This window comes from Brachybacterium sp. FME24 (assembly GCF_014897705.1).
GTDB lineage: Bacteria > Actinomycetota > Actinomycetes > Actinomycetales > Dermabacteraceae > Brachybacterium.
Window position 1 is genome coordinate 153145 of record NZ_JABUXV010000002.1, and the last position, 23785, is coordinate 176929.

19 protein-coding genes are annotated in these 23785 nt (G+C 69.4%); 4 read left to right on the plus strand and 15 right to left on the minus strand.

From position 1 onward, the window contains the following. Window positions 1–10 precede the first annotated feature (10 nt). From INT51_RS02720 to INT51_RS02735, 4 genes are all read right to left on the minus strand, one after another. Window positions 11–1567, minus strand: a complete 1557-nt coding sequence (locus tag INT51_RS02720) for a sugar ABC transporter ATP-binding protein (protein WP_304502058.1) — start codon at window positions 1565–1567, stop codon at window positions 11–13. Further along, window positions 1564–2238 (minus strand): DUF2291 domain-containing protein, encoded by a 675-nt coding sequence (locus INT51_RS02725; protein WP_193103669.1) that lies wholly within the window; start codon window positions 2236–2238, stop codon window positions 1564–1566. Before INT51_RS02725 ends, INT51_RS02720 begins: the two co-directional genes overlap by 4 nt. Before the next feature lie 428 nt (window positions 2239–2666). Continuing rightward, window positions 2667–3755, minus strand: a complete 1089-nt coding sequence (locus INT51_RS02730) for a zinc-binding dehydrogenase (RefSeq protein ID WP_193103670.1) — start codon at window positions 3753–3755, stop codon at window positions 2667–2669. 577 nt (window positions 3756–4332) lie between these two features. Continuing rightward, the gene (locus tag INT51_RS02735; protein WP_193103671.1) at window positions 4333–5280 is read right to left on the minus strand and encodes a sugar-binding transcriptional regulator; all 948 of its coding nucleotides are present in this window, start codon (window positions 5278–5280) and stop codon (window positions 4333–4335) included. A 287-nt stretch (window positions 5281–5567) separates the two neighbouring features. On the opposite strand from INT51_RS02735, the gene INT51_RS02740 reads away from it, so the two are divergent. The 3 genes from INT51_RS02740 to INT51_RS02750 all read left to right on the plus strand — a co-directional run bounded on the left by INT51_RS02740 (window position 5568) and on the right by INT51_RS02750 (window position 10118). Then, window positions 5568–7058 (plus strand): FGGY-family carbohydrate kinase, encoded by a 1491-nt coding sequence (locus INT51_RS02740; RefSeq protein WP_193103672.1) that lies wholly within the window; start codon window positions 5568–5570, stop codon window positions 7056–7058. 4 nt (window positions 7059–7062) lie between these two features. Then, on the plus strand, window positions 7063–9117 hold the full coding sequence (locus tag INT51_RS02745) for a glycogen debranching N-terminal domain-containing protein (protein WP_304502059.1): 2055 nt from the start codon (window positions 7063–7065) through the stop codon (window positions 9115–9117). Window positions 9118–9266: 149 nt separating this feature from the next. After that, complete coding sequence (locus tag INT51_RS02750) at window positions 9267–10118, plus strand: SMP-30/gluconolactonase/LRE family protein (protein WP_193103674.1); 852 nt, start codon at window positions 9267–9269, stop codon at window positions 10116–10118. Between the two features lie 215 nt (window positions 10119–10333). Here the strand turns inward: INT51_RS02750 and putP are convergent, their stop codons facing one another. The 4 genes from putP to INT51_RS02770 form a co-directional block, all read right to left on the minus strand. Beyond that, on the minus strand, window positions 10334–11902 hold the full coding sequence (putP, locus tag INT51_RS02755) for a sodium/proline symporter PutP (RefSeq protein WP_193103675.1): 1569 nt from the start codon (window positions 11900–11902) through the stop codon (window positions 10334–10336). A 510-nt stretch (window positions 11903–12412) separates the two neighbouring features. Beyond that, window positions 12413–13957 (minus strand): glycerol kinase GlpK, encoded by a 1545-nt coding sequence (gene glpK, locus INT51_RS02760; RefSeq protein WP_193103676.1) that lies wholly within the window; start codon window positions 13955–13957, stop codon window positions 12413–12415. A gap of 67 nt (window positions 13958–14024) precedes the next feature. Next, entirely contained in the window at window positions 14025–14747 is a 723-nt protein-coding gene (locus tag INT51_RS02765; protein ID WP_193103848.1) for an MIP/aquaporin family protein, read from the minus strand. A gap of 266 nt (window positions 14748–15013) precedes the next feature. After that, entirely contained in the window at window positions 15014–16762 is a 1749-nt protein-coding gene (locus INT51_RS02770) for a glycerol-3-phosphate dehydrogenase/oxidase (protein ID WP_193103677.1), read from the minus strand. Between the two features lie 109 nt (window positions 16763–16871). Between INT51_RS02770 and INT51_RS02775 the strand changes: the two genes are divergently transcribed. Beyond that, on the plus strand, window positions 16872–17831 hold the full coding sequence (locus tag INT51_RS02775; RefSeq protein ID WP_193103678.1) for a sugar-binding transcriptional regulator: 960 nt from the start codon (window positions 16872–16874) through the stop codon (window positions 17829–17831). Window positions 17832–18098: 267 nt separating this feature from the next. Here the strand turns inward: INT51_RS02775 and INT51_RS02780 are convergent, their stop codons facing one another. From INT51_RS02780 to INT51_RS02810, 7 genes are all read right to left on the minus strand, one after another. Then, window positions 18099–19202: a hypothetical protein gene (locus INT51_RS02780; protein ID WP_193103679.1), complete on the minus strand. Its 1104-nt coding sequence runs from the start codon at window positions 19200–19202 to the stop codon at window positions 18099–18101. A 263-nt stretch (window positions 19203–19465) separates the two neighbouring features. After that, on the minus strand, window positions 19466–20338 hold the full coding sequence (gene fdhD / locus INT51_RS02785; protein WP_193103680.1) for a formate dehydrogenase accessory sulfurtransferase FdhD: 873 nt from the start codon (window positions 20336–20338) through the stop codon (window positions 19466–19468). A gap of 72 nt (window positions 20339–20410) precedes the next feature. Further along, the gene (locus INT51_RS02790) at window positions 20411–20770 is read right to left on the minus strand and encodes a helix-turn-helix transcriptional regulator (RefSeq protein WP_193103681.1); all 360 of its coding nucleotides are present in this window, start codon (window positions 20768–20770) and stop codon (window positions 20411–20413) included. Next, entirely contained in the window at window positions 20767–21252 is a 486-nt protein-coding gene (locus tag INT51_RS02795; RefSeq protein WP_193103682.1) for a polyketide cyclase, read from the minus strand. The genes INT51_RS02790 and INT51_RS02795 overlap by 4 nt, the downstream gene beginning before the upstream one ends. Window positions 21253–21387: 135 nt before the next feature. After that, complete coding sequence (locus tag INT51_RS02800) at window positions 21388–21876, minus strand: SRPBCC family protein (RefSeq protein WP_193103683.1); 489 nt, start codon at window positions 21874–21876, stop codon at window positions 21388–21390. A gap of 67 nt (window positions 21877–21943) precedes the next feature. Beyond that, on the minus strand, window positions 21944–22792 hold the full coding sequence (locus INT51_RS02805; protein WP_193103684.1) for an SDR family oxidoreductase: 849 nt from the start codon (window positions 22790–22792) through the stop codon (window positions 21944–21946). Continuing rightward, window positions 22792–23748, minus strand: a complete 957-nt coding sequence (locus tag INT51_RS02810) for an ABC transporter substrate-binding protein (RefSeq protein ID WP_193103685.1) — start codon at window positions 23746–23748, stop codon at window positions 22792–22794. Before INT51_RS02810 ends, INT51_RS02805 begins: the two co-directional genes overlap by 1 nt. Window positions 23749–23785: the final 37 nt, after the last annotated feature.

Below are 23785 nucleotides of genomic sequence, written 5' to 3' on the forward strand. Positions count from 1 at the left end.
TGGGGCAGGGTCAAGAGGTGACGACTTCGCCGGAGGCGGCCATGACGTCGGCCTTCGCCGCGTCGGGGCCGAACTCGGCGGAGATGCGGCCGCGATGCAGGACGACGATGCGGTGCGCGATGCTGAAGCACTCCTCGATCTCCGAGGTGGAGTAGACGACGGCGAGCCCCTCGCGGGCGCGCTGGGCGAGCAGTCCGAAGACCTCCGCCTTCGCCCCGATGTCGATGCCGCGACTGGGTTCGTCCAGGAGCATCACCCCGGGCCGGGTGGCGAGCACCTTGCCGATGACGACCTTCTGCTGGTTGCCGCCGGAGAGGGAGCCGATACCGACTCCGGGGCCGGGTGCCTTCACCGTGACGTCCGTGATCAGACTCGTGGCCAGGGCGTTCTCTGCGCGCCGGGAGGTGAAGCCGCGACGGAGGAATTGCTTGATGCTGGCCAGGGTGAGGTTCTGGCCGACGGACATGGTCGGCACCAGGCCGTCGCGCTGACGGTCCTCGGGGACCAGACCGATGCCCATCGCGATCCGCTCCCGGATCGACTCCCCGTCGAGCGTGCCCCCTTGGTAGAGGATCCGCCCGCCCGCGATCTCCCCGCGACCGGCGACGGCCTCGAGCAGCTCGGTGCGACCGGCCCCCATGAGCCCGTACACGCAGACGATCTCGCCCTCGCGCACCTCGAGCGAGAGCTGGTCGACGACCGCGCGTTCGGCATTCTCCGGATCACGCACCGTGAGGTCCTGGATCTGCAGGACGCTCTGTCCGAACGCGTAGCCCTGCGGCGGGGAGCCGAGGTCGAAGTTCTCCCCCACCATGTGGCGCACGATCCACTCGAGGTCGATGTCCTCGCGCGCCCCGCGGGCCGTCATGCTGCCATCGCGCAGCACCACGGCGTGGTCGGTGACCTGCAGTGCCTCCTCGAGATGGTGGGAGATGTAGACCAGGGAGACGCCGCGGGAGGTGAGGTCCTCGATGATCCCGAAGAGGATCTCGACCTCGCGGGCCGCCAGGGCCGACGTCGGCTCGTCCATGATCAGGATGCGGGCATCGATCGACAGCGCTCTCGCGATCTCGACGATCTGCTGCTGGCCCACGCGCAGGTCACCCACCGGAGTGGAGGGGTCCACGTCCAGCCGCATATCTTCCAGAAGGGCGGCGGTCTGCCGGGACTCCTCGGCGAAGTCGACTCCCCCGGACCGTGTGATCTCGCGGCCGAGGAAGATATTGTCGCGCACCGAGAGGTTCGGAGCGAGGCTCAGTTCCTGGTGGATGATCGCGATGCCGTGGTCGCGGGCGTCGGTGGTGGTCGCGAAGGTGACGGGCTCGCCATCCAGGGCGATCTGCCCGGAGGTCGGCTGTTCGACCCCGGAGAGGATCTTCATCAGCGTCGATTTGCCGGCGCCGTTCTCCCCGAACAGGGTGGTCACCTCGCCGCGGTGGATCTCGAAGTTCACGCCCTTCAGCGCGCGCGTGCCGCCGTAGGTCTTGACGATGTCCCGCGCCTGCAGGACGACGCCGCCTTCCGACCCGGCGCCCTCGGCGGTGGTCACGTCGGCCGCGGTATTCACTGGACCTCCAAGGAGACCGGGGTGACGAGCCATCCCTCGGGGTTGATCGCGGTGAAAGCACCGGTCACGGTGACCGTCTTGCCGCTCAGCGTGGCCGGGTCCACCGGGTCGAGAACCTGCTTCTTCATCTCCTCGTTCAGCGCGGCGCCGGCATCCTGGAACTCGATCTGATTGGTGAACTGCCCGAAGTCGAAGCTTCCGGTCGCGTCGCGCAGCTCGGTGCCGTTGATGGCCGGGCCGGTCTGGATGCGCACGGTGACGGTCTCCGGCATGCCCTCGATGGCCACGTCGTAGATACCGCCCTGGCCCTCCTGGACCACGCCGGTGAAGGTGGTGCTGTAGACGGTGTTGCCGGCGGCCTCGACGCCGTGCTCGGCGGCGGCCGCTTCCGGGTCCGCCGCCAGAGCCGCGGCCAGGTCCGGGGCCGGGACGGCACGCTCGGTGACCTGCTCCTGGACGGTCGGGAACTGCTCGGCGCCGAAGGTGGTCTTGTCGAAGGCTGCGGGGCCGGCGACCTCCTCCTGCTGACCGTCGGGGACGACCTTCGTGCCGAGGACCACCACCAGCAGCGCGATCAGGGCCAGGGCGACTGCGACCCAGCGGCCCGTGCGCTTCTTCTGTCGTGCCGGGCGGCGTCCGGTCTCGTGGGCCGCGGCGGTTGCGGTGCTCATGGCGAGCCTTCCTGTGGGGTGCCCCGGGCAGATGCTGCTCGAGGGCGTCGATGCCGTTCGCGGTCGACGTCGACGGCGGTTCGGCAGAGAGCTGTGCGGGGAGAGAGCTGTGCGGGAAGAGAGCTGAGCGGGAAGCGTGCGGGCCCTGTTCGGGCATCGACGTCGATGCCCGATCCCCGATCCCCGATCCCCGATCCCCGATGACACGAGGTAGGTGTGGACCGTACGGGACATCGGCGGGATCCAGCGCTGCGGCCTGCGGCGCGCCCTCGTCGGCGGCCTGCGGGGATGGCGAGGATGTGCGCTCATCGGTGAGCGCCCTGGAGGGTCGAGAGGCGGCGGGTGGTGACAGGCGGTGCGAGGTGGCGAGGACGCCGCGGGCGGATCGTCGGGCGGGACGGTCCGACCGCGGCATCTGCCGGATCGACTCAGGTTCCGGGCAGGATCGAGACCTTGATCGAGGCGCCGGCGGAATCGGCGACGGTGTCCAGGGCCTTCTGGACGTCCTTCAGCCCGAACTGGTGGGTGCAGATCTCCTCGAGGGGCAGCACGCCGGACTCGATGATCTTGATGGCGGCCGGCCAGCAGTGCGGGCCGAGGTGAGCACCGAGCACGTCGAGCTCCTTGTCATCGGAGATGATCGACCAGTCGACCGACACGTTCTCCTTGAACACCGAGTACTCGACGTAGCGGCCCAGCTTGCGCAGCAGGTTCAGGCCCTGCCCGACGGCGCTGGGGTGGCCGGTGCACTCGATGTACACGTCGGCCCCGTAGCCGCCGGTCAGCGCGCGGATCTCCTCGTAGACGTCGACCTTCGAGGGGTTCAGGGTGAGGTCGGCGCCGCACTTCCTGGCGAGCTCGAGCTTGTGCTCGTCGAAGTCGAGGGCGATGACCATCTTGGGGTTCTTGTGCCGGGCACCGATGATGGCCCCGAGGCCGATCGGACCCGCACCGGCGACCACGACGACGTCGTCGAAGGTGAGCTGGGCGCGCTCGACGGCGTGCAGCGAGCAGCTCAGCGGCTCGGCGAACGCGGCGTGGTGCGGCGGGATCTCCTTGGAGATCTTGTGGGCTCGGGCGAGCGACGGGACGATCATGTACTCGGCCATGCCGCCGTGGTAATGCTTGAAGCCGAACATGTCATGCGGTCCGCACATCCAGTACCAGCCGCGCTTGCAGTACATGCACTCCTCGCACGGGACGATCTGCTCGACGACGATGCGGTCGCCGACCTCGACGCCGTGGTGGGAGAAGGCCTCGGCGGAGCCGGAGACGATCTCGCCGGTGATCTCGTGGCCGGGGGTGATGCCGGGCTCGACCCAGCGCTCGCGGTTCTCGTCGCCCCAGAACTTGGCGGCGCCGGCGTAGGCCTTCAGGTCGCTCGCGCAGACGCCGACGGCCTCGACCTTGATCAGCAGCTCGTCGGCAGCCGGAGCGGGCACGTCCTTGTCCTCGAGGCGGTAGTCCTCCGGTGCATGCATGACCACGGCCTGCATGGTCTTCGGGGTCTCGGTCATCTCGACACATCTCCTTCGATACGTTCAGGGCACAGCATTCCGGGCATTGACCTCGTGCCGGCTGACATCTCAGTCCGTCTGGGCGGCGTGGCCCCGTTCACCGTCAGCGTAGACAGAGCGTGCACATTCGTCAAGCACAAATGTGCCCGTCGGATGTGCAGGGCACCGATGTGCACGGCACCGCCTGCTGCCTGGCCTGCCTCACCGTCACGACAGCAGGACCCGTCACCAGGGCCCCGCGCCTCCGGCGTCACCAGCCCCCTCGCCTCCCCTCAGGGATCCCCTCGCATCCACTGGCGTCAGGTGAACAGCCTGACCGCATGCGGCCCGCGCCTGCTCGTATAGCGCCAGTGGATACGTCCCACCCGCGATCCGGCACGGCAAGCAGGGCAGGGCAGGGCACGGCACGCCACGGCACGCCACGCCACGCCACGCCACGCCACGCCACGCCACGCCACAGCACGGCACGGCACGGCACACCACAGCGCGGCACAGCGCGGCACAGCACGGCACAGCACGGCACAGCACGGCACAGCACGATCGGACGGCAGCGGGAGGTCGACCGGACCGGACGGCGTCAGTTCGAGGGCCCGAACTGCTCCAGGACGGCTTCGGCCGTGGGCACGTCCGTGATCAGCGTCGTGAACAGACCCGCCTTCGCCCCGGCGCGGATCGAGGGCGCCTTGCCACGACTCGCGGCGAGAGCGATCCGGGTGGGGATCGTGCCCAGCAGCTCCACCGACGGGCGCACCAGCCGATCGGACCCGGGATAGACCAGCGTGTTCCCGTCGGCATCGTAGAAGTGCAGGCAGATGTCGCCGGTCGCGTCGCGCAGCGAGGGGTCATCGCGCGGCACCACCGAGGTCAGGGCCTCACGCCGCGCATACGGGGCACCGATGCCGGAGACGAGCACTTTGGCTCGGGTCCACAGGTCGGTGATCTCCATGAAACTCGGATCTGCCTGCAGCGATCTCCACAGACTGGGGCTGGGCAGGGCCGGCGCGAAGATGAAGCGCGGCTCCGCACCCGTGTTGTCGGCGAGGTTCCGCACGGTCTCGTTGGTCTGGAACGTGGGGTCCGACTCGCGCTGGCCGCCGACGGTGGGCGCGACGATCACCCCGCGCAGCTCCGGCATGCCGGGCATGCGACTCACGGTATGCGTGGTCTTGCCGGAGGAGATCAGCAGGACGTCTCCTCGACGCAGTTCGAGACGGCGCAGCTCCTCCCCCAGCAGGTCGCCGATGCCGCGGAACTCGCGCTGGACCTGGTCCCCCGGGGCGATGCGCACGCCGTCGATGCCCAGCAGGTCCTGAAGTCGCCGCTCCAGGTCGGTGACGTCGGGACCGGAGACATCGAGGATCTCGAAGCGCACCATTCCGATGCGGCGGGCCTCGGTGAGCAGCTTGCTGATGGTGGGCCGGGAGACGCCGAGCTTCTCGGCGACCTCCGCCTGACGCAGGTTGTCGAGGTAGTACGCGGAGGCCGCGCGGTGCAGCAGCTGTGGATCCATATGCGATTCGAGCACGTGCACCCCTTTCGTCGTCGTCCCGTCGTCGACCGCGGTGTCGGGGCACGGATGTGCCGCGGGACAGATCGCCTCCGGCGCGACGATCCTATAGAGCGCGGTGGGAGGTCGCGCAACCGTCGTCGGGCCGATCTCGAACGCCGTCCCTGGTCGGGGCCGGAGAATCCGCTGAGCCCGATGTCCCGAGGGGCCCGGTGCCGAGCTCTCATCAATGGCAGGATGGATCCGCCCACCGGGAGGATCCGGCGCGGGCCGAGACGTCGAGTCGGCGACGGAAGGGCAGGTCGATGGCGGATTACACGGATGCGGTGATCGGCATCGATATCGGCACGTCGAGCGCGAAGGGCGTGCTCGTGGCGCTGGATGGCACGATCCTGAGCAGCGCGACGCGCGAGCACACCGTCGATCGCCCCCTGCCCGGCCATGTCGAGATGGATGCCCGCGTGTGGTGGGAGGAGTTCGTCGGCCTCACCGCGGAGCTCACCGGCGGCACAGATGTGCGAGTGTCGGCGATCGGCGTCTCCGGAATGGGCCCGTGCGTGCTGCTGACCGACGACGACGGCGAACCGGTGCGCCCGGCGATCCTCTACGGCGTCGACACCCGCGCGGAAGAACAGATCAAGGACCTCACCGCCCACTTCGGCGAGGACGAGATCTTCGCGCGCTGCGGGAGCCTGCTCTCCTCCCAGGCCGCCGGCCCGAAGATCCGCTGGGTCGCGGACCACGAGCCCGAGGCCTTCGCCCGGGCAACTCGGCTGTTCATGCCCGCCTCCTATCTGGCGTTCCGCCTGACCGGCCGATACGTGCTGGACCATGCGAGCGCCAGTATGGTCACCCCGCTGTACGACACGGCAGCCTTGGACTGGCATCGTCCCTGGTCCCAGCAGGTAGCGCCGGGTCTCGACCTGCCTCCCCTGACGTGGTCGGGCGAGATCGCCGGGACCGTGTCGGCCGCTGCCGCGCAGGAGCTGACCGGCATCGCCGCCGGCACCCCCGTGGTCGCCGGCAGCACCGACGCGTGGGCGGAGGCGATCAGTGTGGGCGCCACCGCCCCCGGCGACGTCATGCTCATGTACGGCACGACGACGTTCCTGGTCGCGATCACGCAGGAGCCGGCCCCGAGCCGGAACCTGTGGGTCACCGCCGGCACGTCGCCGGGCACGTTCACCCTCTCCGGCGGGATGGCGAGCTCCGGGGCGATCACGGGATGGATGCGGGACCTGACCGGCGATGCCGAGTTCTCGACCCTGATCCACGAGGCCGAGACCAGCGGCGTCGGCGCGAACGGCCTGCTCATGCTCCCGTACTTCGCCGGCGAGCGCTCCCCGATGCACGACCCGTCGGCCCGCGGGGTGATCGCCGGGCTGACCTTGTCCCACACCCGCGGAGACCTTTACCGCGCAGCGCTGGAGGCTGCGGCGTTCGGCGTGCGTCACCACGTGGAGGCCCTGCGTGAGGCCGGGGTGCGCATCGAGCGGATGGTCGCCGTCGGCGGCGGCACCCAGAACGAGCTGTGGCCGCAGATCGTCTCGGACGTCACCGGGCTGGCTCAGCAGATCCCGCGTCGCACAGTCGGCGCCTCGTACGGGACCTCGATGCTCGCCGCTCAGGTCTCGCATGGCCTCGACACCACAGGGTGGAACGAGATCGATCACGTGTGCGAGCCGGACCCTGCGGCCGGTGAGCGCTACGAGGAGCTGTATCGGATGTACCGGGAGCTCTACCCGGCGACGCGCGACATCAACCATGCCCTCGCGGCGATGCAGCGCGAGGGGTGAGGCAGTGACGCCCGAGCGCGCCCTGCAGCTCCATCAGCCCTTCGTCCACGACCTCGTCGGAGTGTTCAGCGCCCCGGTCCAGGCGTGGTCGACGGCCGAGGGGAGCATGCGAGGCGTCGGGGCGCACGGCATCTACATCGGGGACTCCCGCATTCTCTCGGACCTGCACTGCGAGGCCGACGGGGCGGAGCTCTCGCCGCTGGGCACGCAGGTGCACTCCGCCCGGGAGGTCGTCTTCCGCGATGTCGTCTCCGCGCCGGAGGCCGGCGGGGACTTGATCGCGGTCCTCGAGCGCACGCGCACTGCGGACGACGCCAGCATCCGCGAGCGCCTGCGCCTGGTCTCGCACGACGACCGACCCCGCCGCCTCACGCTCCGCTGCGGGCTGGTCACCGACTGCGCATCGATGTCCGCCGTCAAGGACCCCGAGCTGCTGCGCGCTCTCGGGACAGCGCGTCCGACCGCCGGCATCGACGGCACCGTCGCGCAGTGGCCGGTCGGGACGGAGGGCGGGTCCGCGCGGCTCGACGTCTCCGACGGCAGCTCACACCTCACCACCGACGGCGCCGTCGTGACCTGGACCGTCGAGCTGGAGGCACCAGCCGGGGGCGAGGCGGTCGCGACCTGGCGACTCGACCTGCACGACCCTGCGGTCCCTTTCGCGGCGCCGAGCGAGATGTGGGCGGGCGCCTCCCACCGAGCCACGCCGACCCCCGCGTCGGCCCCGTCTCCGGCGCAGCCGCAGCCCTCCTCGGGCGAGAGCGCACCGGTGTCCCCCGGGAGTCCACCAACCTCCCCCGAGTCCCGCGCCGTCGAGCTGCTGCTGCGCCGCTCCCTCTCGGACCTGGACGCCCTGCGCCTGCAGATCCCCGGAGACCCCACCCAAACCTTCTTCGCCGCCGGCGCACCCTGGTTCTTCACCCTGTTCGGTCGCGACTCCCTCCTCGCCGCCTCGCTGGCGCTGCCGGTGGACTCCACGATCGCCGAGGGGACCCTGCGCACGCTGGCCCGCCGCCAGGGCACCGACGTCGATGTCGAGACCGCCCAGCAGCCGGGGAAGATCCTGCACGAGGTGCGCGCCCAGGGAATGAGTCTCGGCGCGACATCGCTGCCACCCGTCTACTACGGCACGATCGACGCCACGCCTCTGTGGATCGAGCTGCTGCACGACGCGCGAGCCGTCGGTATGGACGACGAGCTGCTCGCCGAGCTGCGCCCGGCTCTCGAGGGCGCCGCCCGATGGCTGCTCGAGTACGCCGACGCCGACGGAGACGGCCTCCTCGAATATCTCGACGAATCCGGGCGCGGCCTGGCCAATCAGGGATGGAAGGACTCCGGCGACTCGATCCGCTTCGCGGACGGTTCCCTGGCCGAAGGGACGATCGCCCTCGCCGAGGTGCAGGGTTACGCCTACGCTGCCGCACTGCACGCCGCCGACCTGCTCGAGGAGATCGATGGGGCCGTCGTGGCCGCGAGCGATCGACGCCCGGATCTCCCCGGTGGCCTTCCCGAGCGTCTGCGTGCCTGGGCCCGCATCCTGCGCGACCGCTTCCAGGACGCGTTCTGGTGCGAGGATGACCTGGGCCGCTACGTGGCGCTCGCGCTGGACGGGGGAAAGCGCCCGGTCACCGGGGTCGCTTCCAACATGGGGCACCTGCTGGGCACCGGGATCCTCGATGCCGCGCAGGAGCGTCTCGTCGTGGACCGGCTGCTGCACCCCAGCATGTTCTCCGGGTACGGGATACGGACGCTGTCCACCACCCATACCGGGTACGGCCCGCTGCGCTACCACGGCGGCAGCGTCTGGACCCACGACACCGGGTACATCCTGCGCGGCATGCTCCGCGCCGGTTTCGACGCCGAAGCGCAGGTCATCGCGCGAGGGCTGCTGCGCGCGGCCGACGGGTTCGACCAGCGCCTGCCCGAGCTGTTCAGCGGCCAGGGCCGGGACGAGGTCGACCCTCCCCTGCCCTACCCGGCGTCCTGTCGCCCCCAGGCCTGGGCCGCCGCGAGCGCCGTCCCCGTCGCCCAGGCCCTCGGGGTGCTTCCGCGCAGCTGAGCGGGACGCTCGCGACTCCCCGCACGAGACCGCCGACTCCGGTCCCCGCCCGTGGCCCTGAGCCGTGCACCGCCCTGGCCCCTGGGCCGAGGCACTGCCCAGACCCCGTACGGTGGGGTCCACTGCAGCATCGCGCGATTGGAGCCCCCATGTACGCCGACCGCATCACCGATTCGATCTGCCACCACGCCGAGGGACCGCACTGGTCCGATACCTGGGGCGGCCTGCGCTGGGTGGACATGCTCGAGGGCGACATCCTGCACCTGGACACCACCGGCACCGTGCACCGCATCGCCACCCCGAGCCCGGTGGTGGCCTGCGTACGCCCGGCCGCGAGCGGCGGAGCCGTGCTCGCGATCGAGAAGGGCTTCGCCTTCGAGGACGCCGACGGCTCCATCACCCCGCTGCCGCCGCTGTGGGACGAGGACGTGCGCATGAACGAGGGCGCCATCGCCCCCGACGGGTCCTTCCTGTGCGGCTCGATGGCCTACGACCAGAGCCCAGGGGCCGCAGCCATGTGGCGCCTGCGGCCCGACGGCGCCACCACGCAGATGCTGACCGGCCTGACGATCTCCAACGGCCTCGCCTTCTCCGAGGACGGCACTCTGGCCTTCTACGTCGACACCCCCACCGGCCGGGTCGACCAGTTCGACTGGTCCGACGACATCGGGCTGTCGAACCGTCGGACGTTCGCGGACCTCACCGACCAGAACGGCCACCCGGACGGGCTCACGCTCGACGCCGAGGGCCACGTCTGGGTGGCCATGAACGGTGGCGGTCAGGTGCTCGGCCTCGATGAGCGCGGCGCGGTCAGCGCGAAGGTCTCCGTGGGGGCCCGCAAGGTCACGGCCTGCACCTTCGGCGGCGAGGATCGCGCGACGCTGTTCATCACCACCAGCCGGGAGAACCTCCCCGTCGACGAGGACCTGCAGGCAGGTTCCGTCTTCGCCGTCCAGCCCGGTGCTCAGGGCTCCGCGACGGAGCGACTCTTCGGCGCCTGACCCCGCCGCAGCGGCCCACTGCCCAGTACCCGCTGCCACTCACTGCCCACTGCCCACTGCCCACTGCCCACTGCCCACACAGCAGTTGATCGACGAAAACTTCCCGTGTGTGGAAGTTTTCGTCGATCAACTGTGTCGGCACCCGGGAGCGAGGCCCCGATGCGCGGGGGCGAAGCGCCGGCGCGCGGGCCGGGGTCGCCCCGGCCCGCGTCCGATCAGGCGGAGGTTCCCGATCCCGAACCGGCAGCAGGCTCGGCGTGCGCGCCGTGGGTGGGGACGTCCCCACTCGCGAACGACTCCACCATGTCGTCGAACTCGCGCATCGCCACGGCGGGCGGCTGCGGGGTCACGAGACTGACCGCCACAGCCAGGACCAGGCAGACCAGGAAGCCCGGAATGATCTCGTAGAGGTGCTGTTCACCGAACAGACCCAAGGAGACGTCGGGGGTGAACTGGCCCCACACGAACGCGACCGCCGCGCCCGCGACCATGCCGGCACCGGCGCCGGCTGCGGTCAGGCGGCGCCAGAACAGCGAGAGCAGCACGATCGGGCCGAAGGCGGAACCGAAGCCCGCCCAGGCAAATGCCACCAGGCCGAGCACGGAGCTCTCCGGGTTCAGTGCGAGGATCAGGGCGATCACCGACACGACCAGAACGCCGATGCGGCCGCCCCAGAGGGAGGCCTTGTCGCTGAGCTTGATCCCGACGCCGCCGATGAGGTCTTCGACCAGGGCGGAGCTGCTGACGATCAGCTGCGAGGAGATCGTGGACATGATCGCGGCGAGCACTGCGGCCAGCAGCACACCGGCGATAATCGGGTGGAACAGCAGCTGGGAGAGGTCCAGGAACACCGACTCGCCGTTGGTGGAGTCGGAGAGGATGGCGTCGGAGTTCTGCTGGAAGTACGCCAGGCCCGCGAGGGCGGTGAACACGGCACCGATCACGCAGATGATCATCCAGCTCATGCCCACGACGAGGCCGTACTTGGCATCTCGTGAGGAACGCAGGGCCATGAAGCGGACGATGATGTGCGGCTGGCCGAAGTAGCCCAGCCCCCACGCGAGCGCGGAGATGACACCGATGAAGGTGCCACCGGCGGTCATGGAACCGAAGTCGGCGTTGACCTCCCGCACGGAATCGAACATCGCGACCGGTCCGCCCACGACGAACATCGCGGTGACCGGCACGAGGATGAGCGAGATCAGCATGATCATGCCCTGGACGACGTCGGTGTAGCTGGCGCCGAGGAACCCGCCGAAGAGCGTGTAGAGGATGGTGATACCGCCGACGATCAGCATCCCGGTGACGTAGGGGCCGCCGAACATCGACTGGAAGAACACTCCACCGGCGACCATGCCGGAGGACACGTAGAAGGTGAAGAACACCAGAATGATCAGACCTGCGGCGATCCGCAGGATGTTGGTGCGGTCGTGGAGGCGGTTGCCGAAGAAGCTCGGCACGGTGATCGAGTTGCCGGCGATCTGCGTGTACTGGCGCAGGCGCGGCGCGACGAAGAACCAGTTCAGCCCGGCGCCGATGGTGAGGCCGACGGCGATCCACGCCTCGACCAGTCCGTTCATGTACAGCGCCCCGGGCAGGCCCATCAGCAGCCAGCCGGACATGTCCGACGCTCCGGCGGAGAGTGCGGCGACGAACGGGTGCAGCTGGCGCCCGCCGAGCATGTAGTCCTCACCCCCTGACGTCTTGCGGAAGGCATACATACCGATGCCGATCATGACGGCGAAATACGCGCCGAGGGCGATCATCTTGAAGACGAGATCCATGAGGGGACTCCGATCTCAGGGGGTGGGGAGGTGGTCGTCAGGGTCGGGCTGGGCTCGGGGCGCTATCAGCAGGCGGAGGTCGGGGGCTCGGGCGGATGGCCACACGGGCACCTTGGCGGGAAGGGGCAGGGAATCAACAGATGGTGACGAGACGCCGAACGGGCGTCTGGAAACTCAAGGTGCCGCCGAGGATACGCCTCCGAGACGCCGATCACTGCAGTCGTTGCCAGACGGTGACATGCGGCGCGCAGGTCCGAGCGCGGTCACCCGGCGCACACGAATGCGCGCCGGACTTCCCCGAAGGGAAGCCCAGCGCACATTCTCGATACTGCAGGCGGCAGAGTTCATCGATCAGCTGAGCTGAATCGCCGATCTCCTACCGCTCGTCCCTCGCAGCACGTCGATCAGCTGCGCTGAATCGCCGATCTCCTACCGCTCGTCCCTCGCAGTTCGTCGATCAGCTGCGCTGAATCGCCGATCTCCTACCGCTCGTTCCTCGCAGCACGTCGATCAGCTGTACAGCGCCTCGGTGTCGTCGTCGACCCAGTCGAGGGTGCGCTCTACGGCCTTCTTCCACAGGCGCAGGTAGCGGTCGCGGGTCTCGTCGTCCATCGCGGGCTCCCAGCGCTTGTCCTCGGCCCAGTTGTCGATGACGTCCTGCTCACCGTCCCAGAACCCGACGGCGATGCCGGCGGCGTAGGCGGCGCCGAGCGCGGTGGTCTCGATGACCTTCGGTCGCACGACGGGCACCCCGAGGATGTCGGCCTGGAACTGCATGAGGGTCTCGTTCATGACCATGCCGCCGTCGACCTTGAGCTCGGAGAGCTCCACGCCCTCGCTGTCGGCGTCGGCCACCATCGCATCCAGCACCTCGCGGGTCTGGAAGGCCGTGGCCTCCAGTGCGGCCCGCGCGATGTGGTTCTTGTTGTGGAAGCGGGTCATGCCCACCATGGCGCCGCGGGCGTCGGAGCGCCAGTGCGGGGCGAAAAGACCGGAGAAGGCCGGGACGATGAACAGACCACCGTTGTTGTCGACCTTCTTGGCGAGGTCCTCGATCTCGGGGGCTTCCTTGATCAGGCCGAGGTTGTCGCGCACCCACTGCACGAGCGAGCCGGTCACGGCGATCGAGCCCTCCAGCGCGTAGATCGCCTTGTTGTCGCCGATCTTGTACGCGACGGTGGTGAGCAGCCCGTTCTCGCTGCGCACCAGGTCCTCGCCGGTGTTGATCAGCATGAAGTTGCCGGTGCCGTAGGTGTTCTTGGCCTGGCCCACCTCGAAGCAGGCCTGGCCGAAGGTGGCGGCCTGCTGGTCGCCGAGAATGCCGGCGATCGGCGTATCGATGAGGAGGTCGTTCTTGCGGCCCGTGCCGTACACCTCCGAGGAGGAGCGGATCTCCGGGAGCATGGACAGCGGGATGCCCATGTCCTTGGCGATGTCCTCGTTCCAGTCGAGGGTGTCGATGTTCATGAGCATCGTGCGCGAGGCGTTGGTGACGTCGGTGACGTGGATGCCGCCGCTCTGGCCGCCGGTCAGGTTCCACAGCAGCCAGGAGTCGGTGTTGCCGAACAGCAGGTCACCGGCCTCGGCCTTCTCGCGGGCGCCGTCGACGTTGTCGAGGATCCACTTCACCTTGGGGCCGGAGAAGTAGGTCGCCAACGGCAGCCCCACGCGCTCCTTGTACTTGTCGGCACCCTCGTCGCCGGCGAGCTCGTTGCAGATCTTCTGGGTGCGGGTGTCCTGCCAGACGATCGCGTTGTACACGGGCTCGCCATTGTTCTTGTCCCACACCACGGCGGTCTCACGCTGGTTGGTGATGCCGACGGCCGCCAACTGGTGGCGGTTGATCTCCGCATTCACGAGCGCCTGGCCGACGACGTCGCGGGTGTTCTTCCAGATCTCCTTCGGATCGTGCTCGACCCAGCCCGACTTCGGGAAGATCTGCTCGTGCTCCTTCTGGCCGGAGGCGACGATCTGCCCGCCGTGATCGAAGATGATCGCACGGGTCGAGGTCGTGCCCTGGTCGATCGACATGATGTACATGGTCTCGTCGTTCATCAGAACTCCTTCGTCAGGGATGAGAGGTGGTGCCGCAGCGCTCGGCGCTGCCGAGAGGCGTGCTCGATCAGAAGTAGAGGATCGAGGCGATGCCCGCGAGGATGCCGCCGATCAGGGGACCGGCGATCGGTACCCACGAGTATCCCCAGTCGGAGCCACCCTTGTTCTTGATCGGCAGGATCGCATGGGCGAGGCGCGGTCCGAGGTCTCGGGCCGGGTTGATGGCGTAACCGGTGGGCCCACCGAGGGAAGCGCCGATGGCGAGCACCAGCAGCGCGACCGAGAGCGGTCCGAGCTCGTTCGGGGTATTGCCGAACATGATGATCACGAAGACCAGCACGAAGGTCGCGATGATCTCGGTGACCAGGTTCCAGCCCTTGGAGCGGATCTCCGGGCCGGTGGAGAAGGTGCCCAGGATGGTGCCGGCGTCCGTCTCCTGGTCGTAATGGTTCTTGTAGACGAGCCAGGCAAGCACAGCGCCGAGGAAGGCACCGATCATCTGAGCGACGAAGTAGGCCAGCGTGGTGCCGACGTTCATCGGGATGCCCGGTGCGTACTCGGTGGCCTCGCTGAAGAGGAGGCCGACGGTGACGGCGGGGTTGATGTGGGCTCCGGTCTTGAAGGCGACCCAGACGCCGGCGAAGACCGCGAGGCCCCAGCCGAAGTTGATCATCAGCCATCCGCCGCCGTTGCCCTTGGTCTTGCCCAGAATGGCGTTGGCGACGACACCGCCGCCCATCAGTGTCAGCATCGCGGTGCCCGCGATCTCCGACAGCAGGATCGTTCCGATGGTTTCCATGGGGACTGCTCCTCTCCGACCCGCGTCAGTGCGGATCGGTGAACCGACGACGCTCGCCTTCCGGGCCCGTCATGCCGTCGCACTGGTGGGCGGGGCACTCCGGAGGCCGAGGTCACCCCTTCTGCTCGTCGTGGAGCGGGGGTGCATCGAGCGGGAAACGAGTGGTCGGTCGCAGGACTCTCTGAGAGTCCCGCTGGGGCGCACGCGGTGCGCGCCCCTGATGGCACCCGGGGTTCCTCCCCGGGCGCCGAGGTCGCTCATCGTCTCGGCGGCACCTCCGGAGCGTCGGCGATGCGAGCGGCAGCCTGCTCGTCGCTGGTGGTCAGTTCGCCGTCCAGGCGGGCGGCGATCACGTCGCGGTAGGTCTCGATCTCTCGACGTCGGGCGTCGTCGTCCCAACCCAGCTCGGGGCCGACGAGAGCGGCGACCTCCTCGGCGGCGGCGACGCCGCGGTCCCGGGTCTCGTAGTCCAGCCGGGTACGACGCTGGAGCACGTCGATCAGGTGACGGGCGCCCTCGGCGCGCACGGCGTAGAGGACCTCGGCGCGCAGGTACCGCGGGGCGTGCTCGAGAGGTGTGCCGAGCGAGGGCTCGTCGTCGATCAGTGCGAGCACGTCGGTCAGCAGTGCGCCGTAGCGGAACAGCAGGCGGTCGATGCGGATCTCGTCGAACCCGTGCCGCTGGGCGATCGTGTGCTTGTCGCGCACGAGCGCCTCGTGGCCCTGGGCACCGATCACCGGCACGGAGCGGGTCAAGCTGGGGCGGCCCGGCTGGGACCCCTTGATCGCGAAGTCGACGACGTCCTCGGCCATCACCCGGTAGGTGGTGTACTTGCCGCCGGCGATCGCGGAGAGGCCCGGCTCGATCTGCATGACGGTGTGCTCGCGGGAGACCTTCGTCGACTTGCCTCCGCTTCCCCCACCCTTCTTCACGGGCTGCAGCAGGGGGCGCAGACCCGAGTAGACGCCGATGATGTCTTCGCGGGTGAGGTCGTCGGCGAGCACGGCGTTGGCGTGCTCGAGCACGTAGTCGATGTCGTCGGAGGTGGCCCCGACGTCGGTCGGGTCCTGCGTCCACGGGGTGTCGGTCGTGCCGATCACCCAGTACTCGTCCCACGGGATGATGAACAGGACGGACTTCTCGGTCTGGGTGATGATGCCGGTGTCGGGCACGGCGGGGATCCGGTCGCGCTCGACCGTGATGTGGATGCCCTTGGAGGCGAGGACCTCGAGGCCGGCGTCAGCCCCGGCGAGATCCTGCTGGTCCTGGGTCCAGACTCCGCCGGCGAGGATCGTCTCGCGGGCGTGGATCTCGAACTCCTCGCCGGTCTCCTCGTCGCGCACCCGGGCGCCGCTCACCCGCTCGCCCTCGTGGAGGTAGTCGATGACGCTCGTGTAGTTCGCGACCGTGGCGTCATGCTGTGCGGCGGAGCGCACCAGCATCATCACGAAGCGGGCGTCGTCCACCTGTGCGTCGTAGTACTCCAGGGCGCCCACGGCCTTCTCGCCGTCCAGGCCCGGGAACACCTCGAGCATCTTGTCGTGCAGGAGGTGGCGGTGCATCGGCACGGCGCGCTTGCGGCCCACGGACTGCATCGCGTCGTAGAGCATCACGCCGGAGCCGATGAAGGCGCGGTCGACGACCTTCTTGAAGAAGGGGAAGACGAACTTGATGGGCTTGACCAGGTGCGGAGCAGTGTGCTGGATCAGCAGGTCGCGCTCGCGCAGGGCCTCGGCGACCAGCGTGAAGTCGAGCATCTGGAGGTAGCGCAGGCCGCCGTGCATGAGCTTGGAGGAGCGCGAGGAGGTGCCGCTGGCCCAGTCACGCGTCTCGACGAGGCCCACGGTCAGTCCACGGGTGGCGGCATCGAAAGCCGCGCCGGCCCCGTTCACGCCACCGCCGATCACGAGCACGTCCAGGGGGCTGTCAGCGGTCGCGGACCGCAATCGCGCGAGGTGCTCCGCCCGGTTCTCCGGGGTGAGTGCGGACCGATGCTGATCGGACACGTGGACGCTCCTTCGCGATGACGACTTTCGGTGACGACTTCCGCGCTCATCGTCGAACCTCCGTGCACTATGACGCAAGTCCGATGCACGAACGTGCAAGACTGTGCCCATGACTCCCGACAGCCGCCTCGAGAGCGCCTATGACGCTGCACGGATGTACTACGACGAGGGCCAGACCATGGAGGCGATCGCCAGCGCGCTGTCGGTATCGCGGTCGACGGTCTCGCGCATGCTGCGGGACGCCCGGGACGAGGGCCTGGTGCAGATCTCGCTACGACCGCCCAGTGCGCACCGGGTCGAGGCCCTTCGACGCCGGATCGCCCAGCAGTACGGCGTGGTCGCCCACGTGATCGCCGCGCGGCATGGCGACGCCGAGCGCGAGCGTCTGCAGGCCGTCGCCGAGGCCGGGGCAGGATTCCTCGAGGACATGCTCGAACCCGGCATGACCATCGGGATGGCCTGGGGGACGACGATCGCGGCCTTGGTGGGCAGCGTGCGTCCGCAACCGGTGCCGGGCCTGCGGATCGTGCAGCTCAACGGCGCGATCAACACCGAGGGCTCCGGGCTCACCTACGTCTCGACGGTGCTGTCCCGCGCGGCGGCGCTCTGGGACGCGACGGTCCACCACTTCCCGGTGCCGGCCTTCTTCGACTACGCCAAGACCCGGGACGCCATGTGGCACGAGCGATCGGTGCAGCGGGTGCTCGAGACGCAGCGGCAGTGCACGCTCGCCGTGTTCAGCGTGGGCGCCTTCGACGCGGAGGTCCCCAGCCACGTCTACACCAACAACTACCTGACCGTCGACGACCTGCGCTCCCTGCGGGCCGACGGCGCGGTGGGTGACGTGTGCACGGTGTTCCTGCGGGCCGACGGCTCCTTCCGCGATGTCGCGATGAACGCTCGCTGCTCGGGCCCGGACCCCGCTCAACTGGCACGGATCCCGCGCCGGCTGCTGGTCGCGGCGGGCACCCGCAAAGCCCTGCCCCTGCGGGCCGCTCTGCGCGCCGGGGTCGCCACCGACCTGGTCGTCGACGAGCTCACCGCCGCCAGCCTGCTCTCCCTGCGCTGACCCGGCCCCTGCCCCGGACCCTGCCCATCCCAGCCTGCCCAACTCAGCCCAACTCAGCCCAGCCTGCCCAACCTGCCCAGCTCGCGAATTTCCAGGTTCCCTGCCAAATCCGAGCAAATCTGAGTGGAAACGTGGAAATACTCCTCGTCGCCGCGCACCGCACACCGCACACCGCACACCGCGAAGGTCTCGTCACGAGGCGACCACGTCTCCCGGCACCACATGGTCCCGTGACGCTTCACGCGCTCTCGGGACCCGGGATCTGGATCAGGCGCTGGGTTGATGGCGGCCGATCTGCATCGACGGCCGCTTCTCCCCGAGACCTGCGACGAACCGTCCGATGCGCTCCGGGGACGGGACTGACAGGCCCCGCTCACCCATCGTCCGGCCAAGACGCAGGAGCAGTCGACGCGGATGCTTGATGTCCTCGCCGGTCGCCCTCACGAGGGTCCACCCGTGGGAGGCCAGCTCGTCACGCCGCGCCTCGTCCTCACGCCATTGATCCTTCGTCGTCCGATGCCCGTCCCCGTCGTACTCCACGCCGAGCCCGATCTGTTCCCAGGCGAGGTCGATGTATCGCGATTGGCCGGAGATCGGGTCACGGACGTGGAGGTTCGCCGCCGGCTCGGGAAAGCCGGCAGCCAACAGGACCAGTCTGGTCAACGACTCTCCTGGCGAGAGGACGTTCCCGCGAGCCTGCGCCAGCGCCTTGGACAGACGCGCGGATCCTCGCAGCCCGCGGGCCCGTCCGACCTGCGCGACCAGGCCCTCCAGGCACTGCTCCGGCCCCGTGAAATGCGGCCCGATCACGGCATCGATCGCTGCCACGACGTCCCAGAGCGGCATCATCGTCGCCAGTTCGCGGAGCACCTCCGACGGGGAGGAGACCGTGAGCTCGTTGCGTGCTGCGGTGGGCCCCTCCCGCCACCGGTGGACGACGACCCCGCGCCCCACGGCCGAGGTCGCTCCCGGAGGAAGACGACAGTGCAGGATGGGGAGCCGCGCGCCGGACCGCAGGGACCTCCCCTCGCCGATGGACGGGATGACCTCGACGCCTTTCCATACCGGCAGATCCGGCTGACGGAGCAGGCTGACGCCCCTCTCGAGCTGCACGGGGAAAGGAATCCCCCAGTGCAACGCGGCCGTGGTGTGGCTCAGGACGGCACCCGGCAGGACCTTGTTCTGGAGCACCCATGACATGGCCGAGAACGACGCCGGTTCGTCCGTCGGAGTCTGATACCCGGGATACACCGTGGTGAACTCGGCCGACGCCAGAGCACGGTCGTAGACTCCCCGCGCCCTCCACTGATCGCGATGGAGCAGTGCTCCTGCGATACCTCCTTCCGCACCTCCCCGCTTACGTCGCGCCATGGCCCGAACGTAGGGCCCGAGGGGCCCGCCGACGACGTGTCGCCCCGGATTCGGGACGACGGCGACATGGGGAGGAACGATGTCCACGAGCCGCACCGGACCGCCACCCCCACCCGCCGACCCGCGGACCCGCGGATTTTCCAGGTTCCCTGCCATCTGAGCCCGAATTTGGCAGAGAACCTGGAAGTACGCAGAGCCGGCCGGGGTGCCGCCGAGCGGCCGGGGCGGGCCGGGTCAGCCCTCGGCGGCCGGGGCGGGCCGGGTCAGCCCTCGGCGGCGGAGAGGTCGAGGCGCTCGGGGTGGGTGTACACGTTCATGCGGCCATCGCCGTCGTCGGCGGCGCGGGTGAAGCCCACCAGCGTCTGTCCGAACTCCTCGGCGGTGCCCACGGCCAGTGAGCTCGCGGCGGAGACGCAGGCGAGCAGGGGAATCCCGGCCATGCAGGCCTTCTGGGCGATCTCGAAGCTGGCGCGGGAGGAGACGAGCAGGAAGCAGTCACGCAGCGGCAGGCGGTCCTCGAGCAGGGCCCAGCCGATGACCTTGTCGACAGCGTTGTGGCGGCCGACGTCCTCGCGCACCACCAGAATCGTGCCGTCGAGGTCCACGAGGGCGGCGGCATGGACGCCGCCGGTGCGGGCGAAGACGGCCTGCTGGTCGGTGAGGGCGCGGGCGGCGCCGAGGATCACGCGCGGATCCAGTGACCAGTTCTTCACCAGGGTGTAGCGACTCTTCTGCCGCACCGCGTCGATGCTCTCCGAGCCGCACACCCCGCAGGCGGAGGTCGTGGTGAAGTTCCTGGTCGCCAGGGGGAGCAGCTGCGGCCGCGTGGTCGTGAAGTCCATGACGTTGTACGTGTTCTGCGCGAAGCCGCTGCCGTCGTCGATCACCGCGCCGTCGCAATAGCGGGCCTCGGTGATGTCCTCGCGGTGGGCGATGATGCCCTCGCCATGGAGGAAGCCGTGGATCAGTTCGACGTCGTTCCCGGGCGTGCGCATGGTCAGCGACAGCTGCTGCCCGTTGACCCGGATGTCGAGCGGCTCCTCGACGGCGACGTGATCGCCCTTGCGCCCGGCATACAGCCGGCCCTCGCGCACCCTGACGGTGCGGATCCGTGTGGTGTCGGTGACCCTGCCCATACCGCGAGGGTAGCCCTCCCACCTGCGGCGTGGCTCGACAACTGGATCACGCCGCTGGATCACGCCGACGGATCACGCCGACGGATCATCCCGGGACTCCGCCAGGTCCTTGATCTGCAGCAGGCGCCGGTCCCAGCCGCGCGAGACGAGACCGAGCAGGTCGGAGATCTCCCGGAGGCGAGCGGGCTCCACCGCGTGCACCCGGCGCTGCTTCTGCCGCGCGGCGCCGACGAGGCCGACGTCCTCGAGGATCCGCAGGTGCTTGGCGATGGCCTGCCTGCTGACGTCGAGGTCGCGGGCCACGGCGCCGGCGTCGTCGGGCTGCTCGGCGAGGCGCACCAGGATGCGCCGACGCGTGCGATCGGCGAGCGCCGCGAAGAGGTCATCGGCGCCCTCTGCGAGCAGACCGTCAGGGCCTGCCCGCCCGGTCACGCTCGGGTCTCCGCCAGGGTGCGCGCGATCTCGAGCTCCTGGATCCAGCCGGTGGTGTTGTCCTCGAAGGCCGCCCGACGTTTGGCGGCGTCGTCGCTGATCGCGGCGAAACCGCGTTCACGGACGGTGAGCAGGACCCCGTCGGACGCACTGGATCCCACCGGGTCGATGGTGAACTCGATGGTGTTGTTCGGGAAATCGGCGAGCTCGCCGACCTGACCGACGAGCCAGCGGAACACCGCTCGCCGAGGCGGGTCGAGCACGTCGGTGGCCACGGCGAACGTGCCGTGCACGGGGTCGACCACGTGCGAGGTGTCGCCGTCGGTGGTGATCTCGTGCTCGGTGTAGGCGCCGTCGTTGATGAACCAACCGGGTTCGCTGACGATCGCGAACACGGTCTCGGCAGTGGCGTCGATGTGGATGCTGCGGACGATCTCGTCGGGGACGTCGTCGGTGGTGAGCGGGGTGGGATCGACGGTCATGACTGCGCTCCTCGCGCTCGGTGGATGGCCGCACCGGCCTCGTCCCCCCCCAGCGTGCCAGGAACCCACCCATAGTGCAACCCTTCGATTGCAGTATGGGTGAGTTCCTGGCACGTCACCGTGGGAACGGAGGGGTCACGGCTTCGTGACCGCCGCAGCCAGCAGGTTCAGCGACTGCTCGAGATCCTCCTGCGGGATCGCCGGGAACCCGACCTTCTTCAGGAGCGCCTTGTCGGTGACCTTGGACCAGTCGTAGGTCAAGGTGACCTCGGTGGTGCCGGCGCCGGTGGGCTTCAGCTCGTAGAGCCATTCCCAGCCCAGCGGCTGCTCCGGTGCGGTGCCGTCCTCCGCCTCGGGGGCCGGCTGCCAGCCGACCATCTTGTTCTCGTCGAAGGCCGTGACGAAGCTGTGGGTGCGGTAGTCCCCGCCCATCGCCTCGCGGTGCATGTTCATCACGAACTTCTCGCCGACCTTGGTGATGCGCTCGGTGTCATCGGCGGAGCGGACGGTGCCGGATCCGTCGAACTCCGGGTGCCGCGCAGGCAGGGTGAGCAGGTCGAAGAGGTCCTTGGAGGGCGCATCGACGGTTCGGGTGACGGTCACGTGGGTCTGGTTGTCAGTCATGGCATCACCCTGTCGCGCACTCTGCGCGTTGTCACCCGCGAGCCGACCGCACGGTCAACGACGCTGGTCACAGGGGTGATGCGACAACCTCCGCGAGGGGTCGCGGCGCTCGTCCCAGCACCGCTTCGACATCGGTGCTGACCACGTCGAGCGCGCCCGAGGCGATCGCGGTGTAGGTGCTGATCCAGGCCTCGACCATCCAGTCCGGGGCGCCGTACGGGGCTCGGGAGGCACGGGCCTCCTCGAGCGTCTCGTCGACATAGCGGTACTCCTCGCCGCGGGCAGCGGTCAAGATCATCGCCGCCTCGGCGAGGGTGACCGCGCTCGGACCCGTGAGGTCCAGGGTGCGACCGGCCCATGTCGCCGGATCGCGCAGGATCGCGGCGGCGACCTCGGCGACGTCGGCCCGGGCCACGAAGGCGCAGCGGCCCGCGCCCCCGGGGCCCCGGATCACGCGCTCCTCGCCCGCGAAGTCGAGCAGCACGTCGGCGTAGAAGCTGTCGCGCAGAAAAGTCCAGGGCAGGCCCGAGTCGCGCAGGGCCTGCTCGGTGGTGCCGTGGTCCCGGGCCAGGGTGAACTCGGCGTCGGTCGAGGCCCCCAGGAACGAGGTGTAGACGATATGGCCGACGCCCGCCTCCGCGGCGGCGGCGATCGCGGTGCGATGCTGCTGGACCCGGTCCGCGGATTCCCCGGCCGAGACGAGCAGCAGCGCGTCCACCCCGGTGAAGGCCTTTCGGCAGGCGGCGGCATCGGAGAACTCGGCGCGGACCACCTCGGCGCCGGGGACCTCCGGGGCGCGGCGCGGACTGCGCACCACGAGACGGAGGTCCGGCCCGGTCCCGGCAGGCTGCTCGGTCAGCAGCGTGGCCACCGCTCCCCCGACCTTCCCGGTCGCGCCGGTGATCGCGATGCGCATCAGACCAGACCCTTCTCCGCGAGCCATGCCGTCGCGATGTCGGCGGAGCTGGACTGCTCCTCGACGCTCTGACGGTTCAGCTCGATGAGGTCGTCGGCGCTGAGCGCCTCGATCACCGCGGTGATCGCCGCCTCGGCATCCGCATCGACCTTCTCGGAGACGACGGGCACGACGTTCTGCGGCAGGATCAGCGACTCCGGATCCTCGAGCGGCACCAGGTCGTTCGCCACGATCGCGGGGTCCGAGGTGTAGAGATCCGCCAGCTGCACATCACCGTCGGTGAGGGCCTGCACGGTGAGGGGGCCGCCGCCGTCCTCGACCGGGACCACGGTGACGTCCACGCCGTAGACCTCTTTCACGCCCTCGGGGCCGTAGGGGCGCACCTCGAACTCGCTGTTGGCGGCGATCTTCAGATCCTCCTCGACACCGGCGAGATCCGCGATGGTGGTCAGGGAGTTGGCCTCGGCGAAGGCGGCGGTGGTGGTGTACGAGTCCTGGTCGGTGGCGTCGGCGAAGGGCAGCAGGCGCAGGCCGTCGGGAAGTGCCTCATCGGCCGCGGTGTGGATCTCCTCGGGGCTCGCGGAGGTGGCCTCGGAGTCGTAGTGCTGGAGCAGGTTGCCGGTGTACTCGGGGAGCACGTCGAGCGCCCCGTTCTCCAGTTCCGGCATGTACACCTCGCGCTGGCCGATCTGGTACTGCCGGTCGACGGTGAGGCCCGCGGCCTCGAGGGACTGCGCGAACAGCTCGGCGATGATCTCGTTGGAGTAGTACGCCTGGGAGCCGACGACGACGGTGCCCGAGTCCGCAGCGCCGCCATCGGACCCGGACCCACCCTCGCCGCCGGTGTCGCCGCCCTCCTCGAAGGGATCAGAAGCTCCGCAGGCGGCCGCACCGAGGGCGACGCCGCCGATGCCGATCGCACCGAGCAGATGACGACGGGAGCTGTGGATTCTCATGGGGGTTCTCCTGGGGTCGATGCAGTGGTGATGGGGT

Bases quoted from the DNA above. Each gene is read 5' to 3' on its own strand.
- INT51_RS02725 (WP_193103669.1), bottom strand. From the start codon at position 2,238: ATGAGCACCGCAACCGCCGCGGCCCACGAGACCGGACGCCGCCCGGCA.
- INT51_RS02730 (WP_193103670.1), bottom strand. From the start codon at position 3,755: ATGACCGAGACCCCGAAGACCATGCAGGCCGTGGTCATGCATGCACCG.
- INT51_RS02740 (WP_193103672.1), top strand. From the start codon at position 5,568: ATGGCGGATTACACGGATGCGGTGATCGGCATCGATATCGGCACGTCG.
- INT51_RS02750 (WP_193103674.1), top strand. From the start codon at position 9,267: ATGTACGCCGACCGCATCACCGATTCGATCTGCCACCACGCCGAGGGA.
- putP (WP_193103675.1), bottom strand. From the start codon at position 11,902: ATGGATCTCGTCTTCAAGATGATCGCCCTCGGCGCGTATTTCGCCGTC.
- glpK (WP_193103676.1), bottom strand. From the start codon at position 13,957: ATGAACGACGAGACCATGTACATCATGTCGATCGACCAGGGCACGACC.
- INT51_RS02775 (WP_193103678.1), top strand. From the start codon at position 16,872: ATGACTCCCGACAGCCGCCTCGAGAGCGCCTATGACGCTGCACGGATG.
- INT51_RS02780 (WP_193103679.1), bottom strand. From the start codon at position 19,202: ATGGCGCGACGTAAGCGGGGAGGTGCGGAAGGAGGTATCGCAGGAGCA.
- fdhD (WP_193103680.1), bottom strand. From the start codon at position 20,338: ATGGGCAGGGTCACCGACACCACACGGATCCGCACCGTCAGGGTGCGC.
- INT51_RS02795 (WP_193103682.1), bottom strand. From the start codon at position 21,252: ATGACCGTCGATCCCACCCCGCTCACCACCGACGACGTCCCCGACGAG.
- INT51_RS02800 (WP_193103683.1), bottom strand. From the start codon at position 21,876: ATGACTGACAACCAGACCCACGTGACCGTCACCCGAACCGTCGATGCG.
- INT51_RS02805 (WP_193103684.1), bottom strand. From the start codon at position 22,792: ATGCGCATCGCGATCACCGGCGCGACCGGGAAGGTCGGGGGAGCGGTG.
- INT51_RS02810 (WP_193103685.1), bottom strand. From the start codon at position 23,748: ATGAGAATCCACAGCTCCCGTCGTCATCTGCTCGGTGCGATCGGCATC.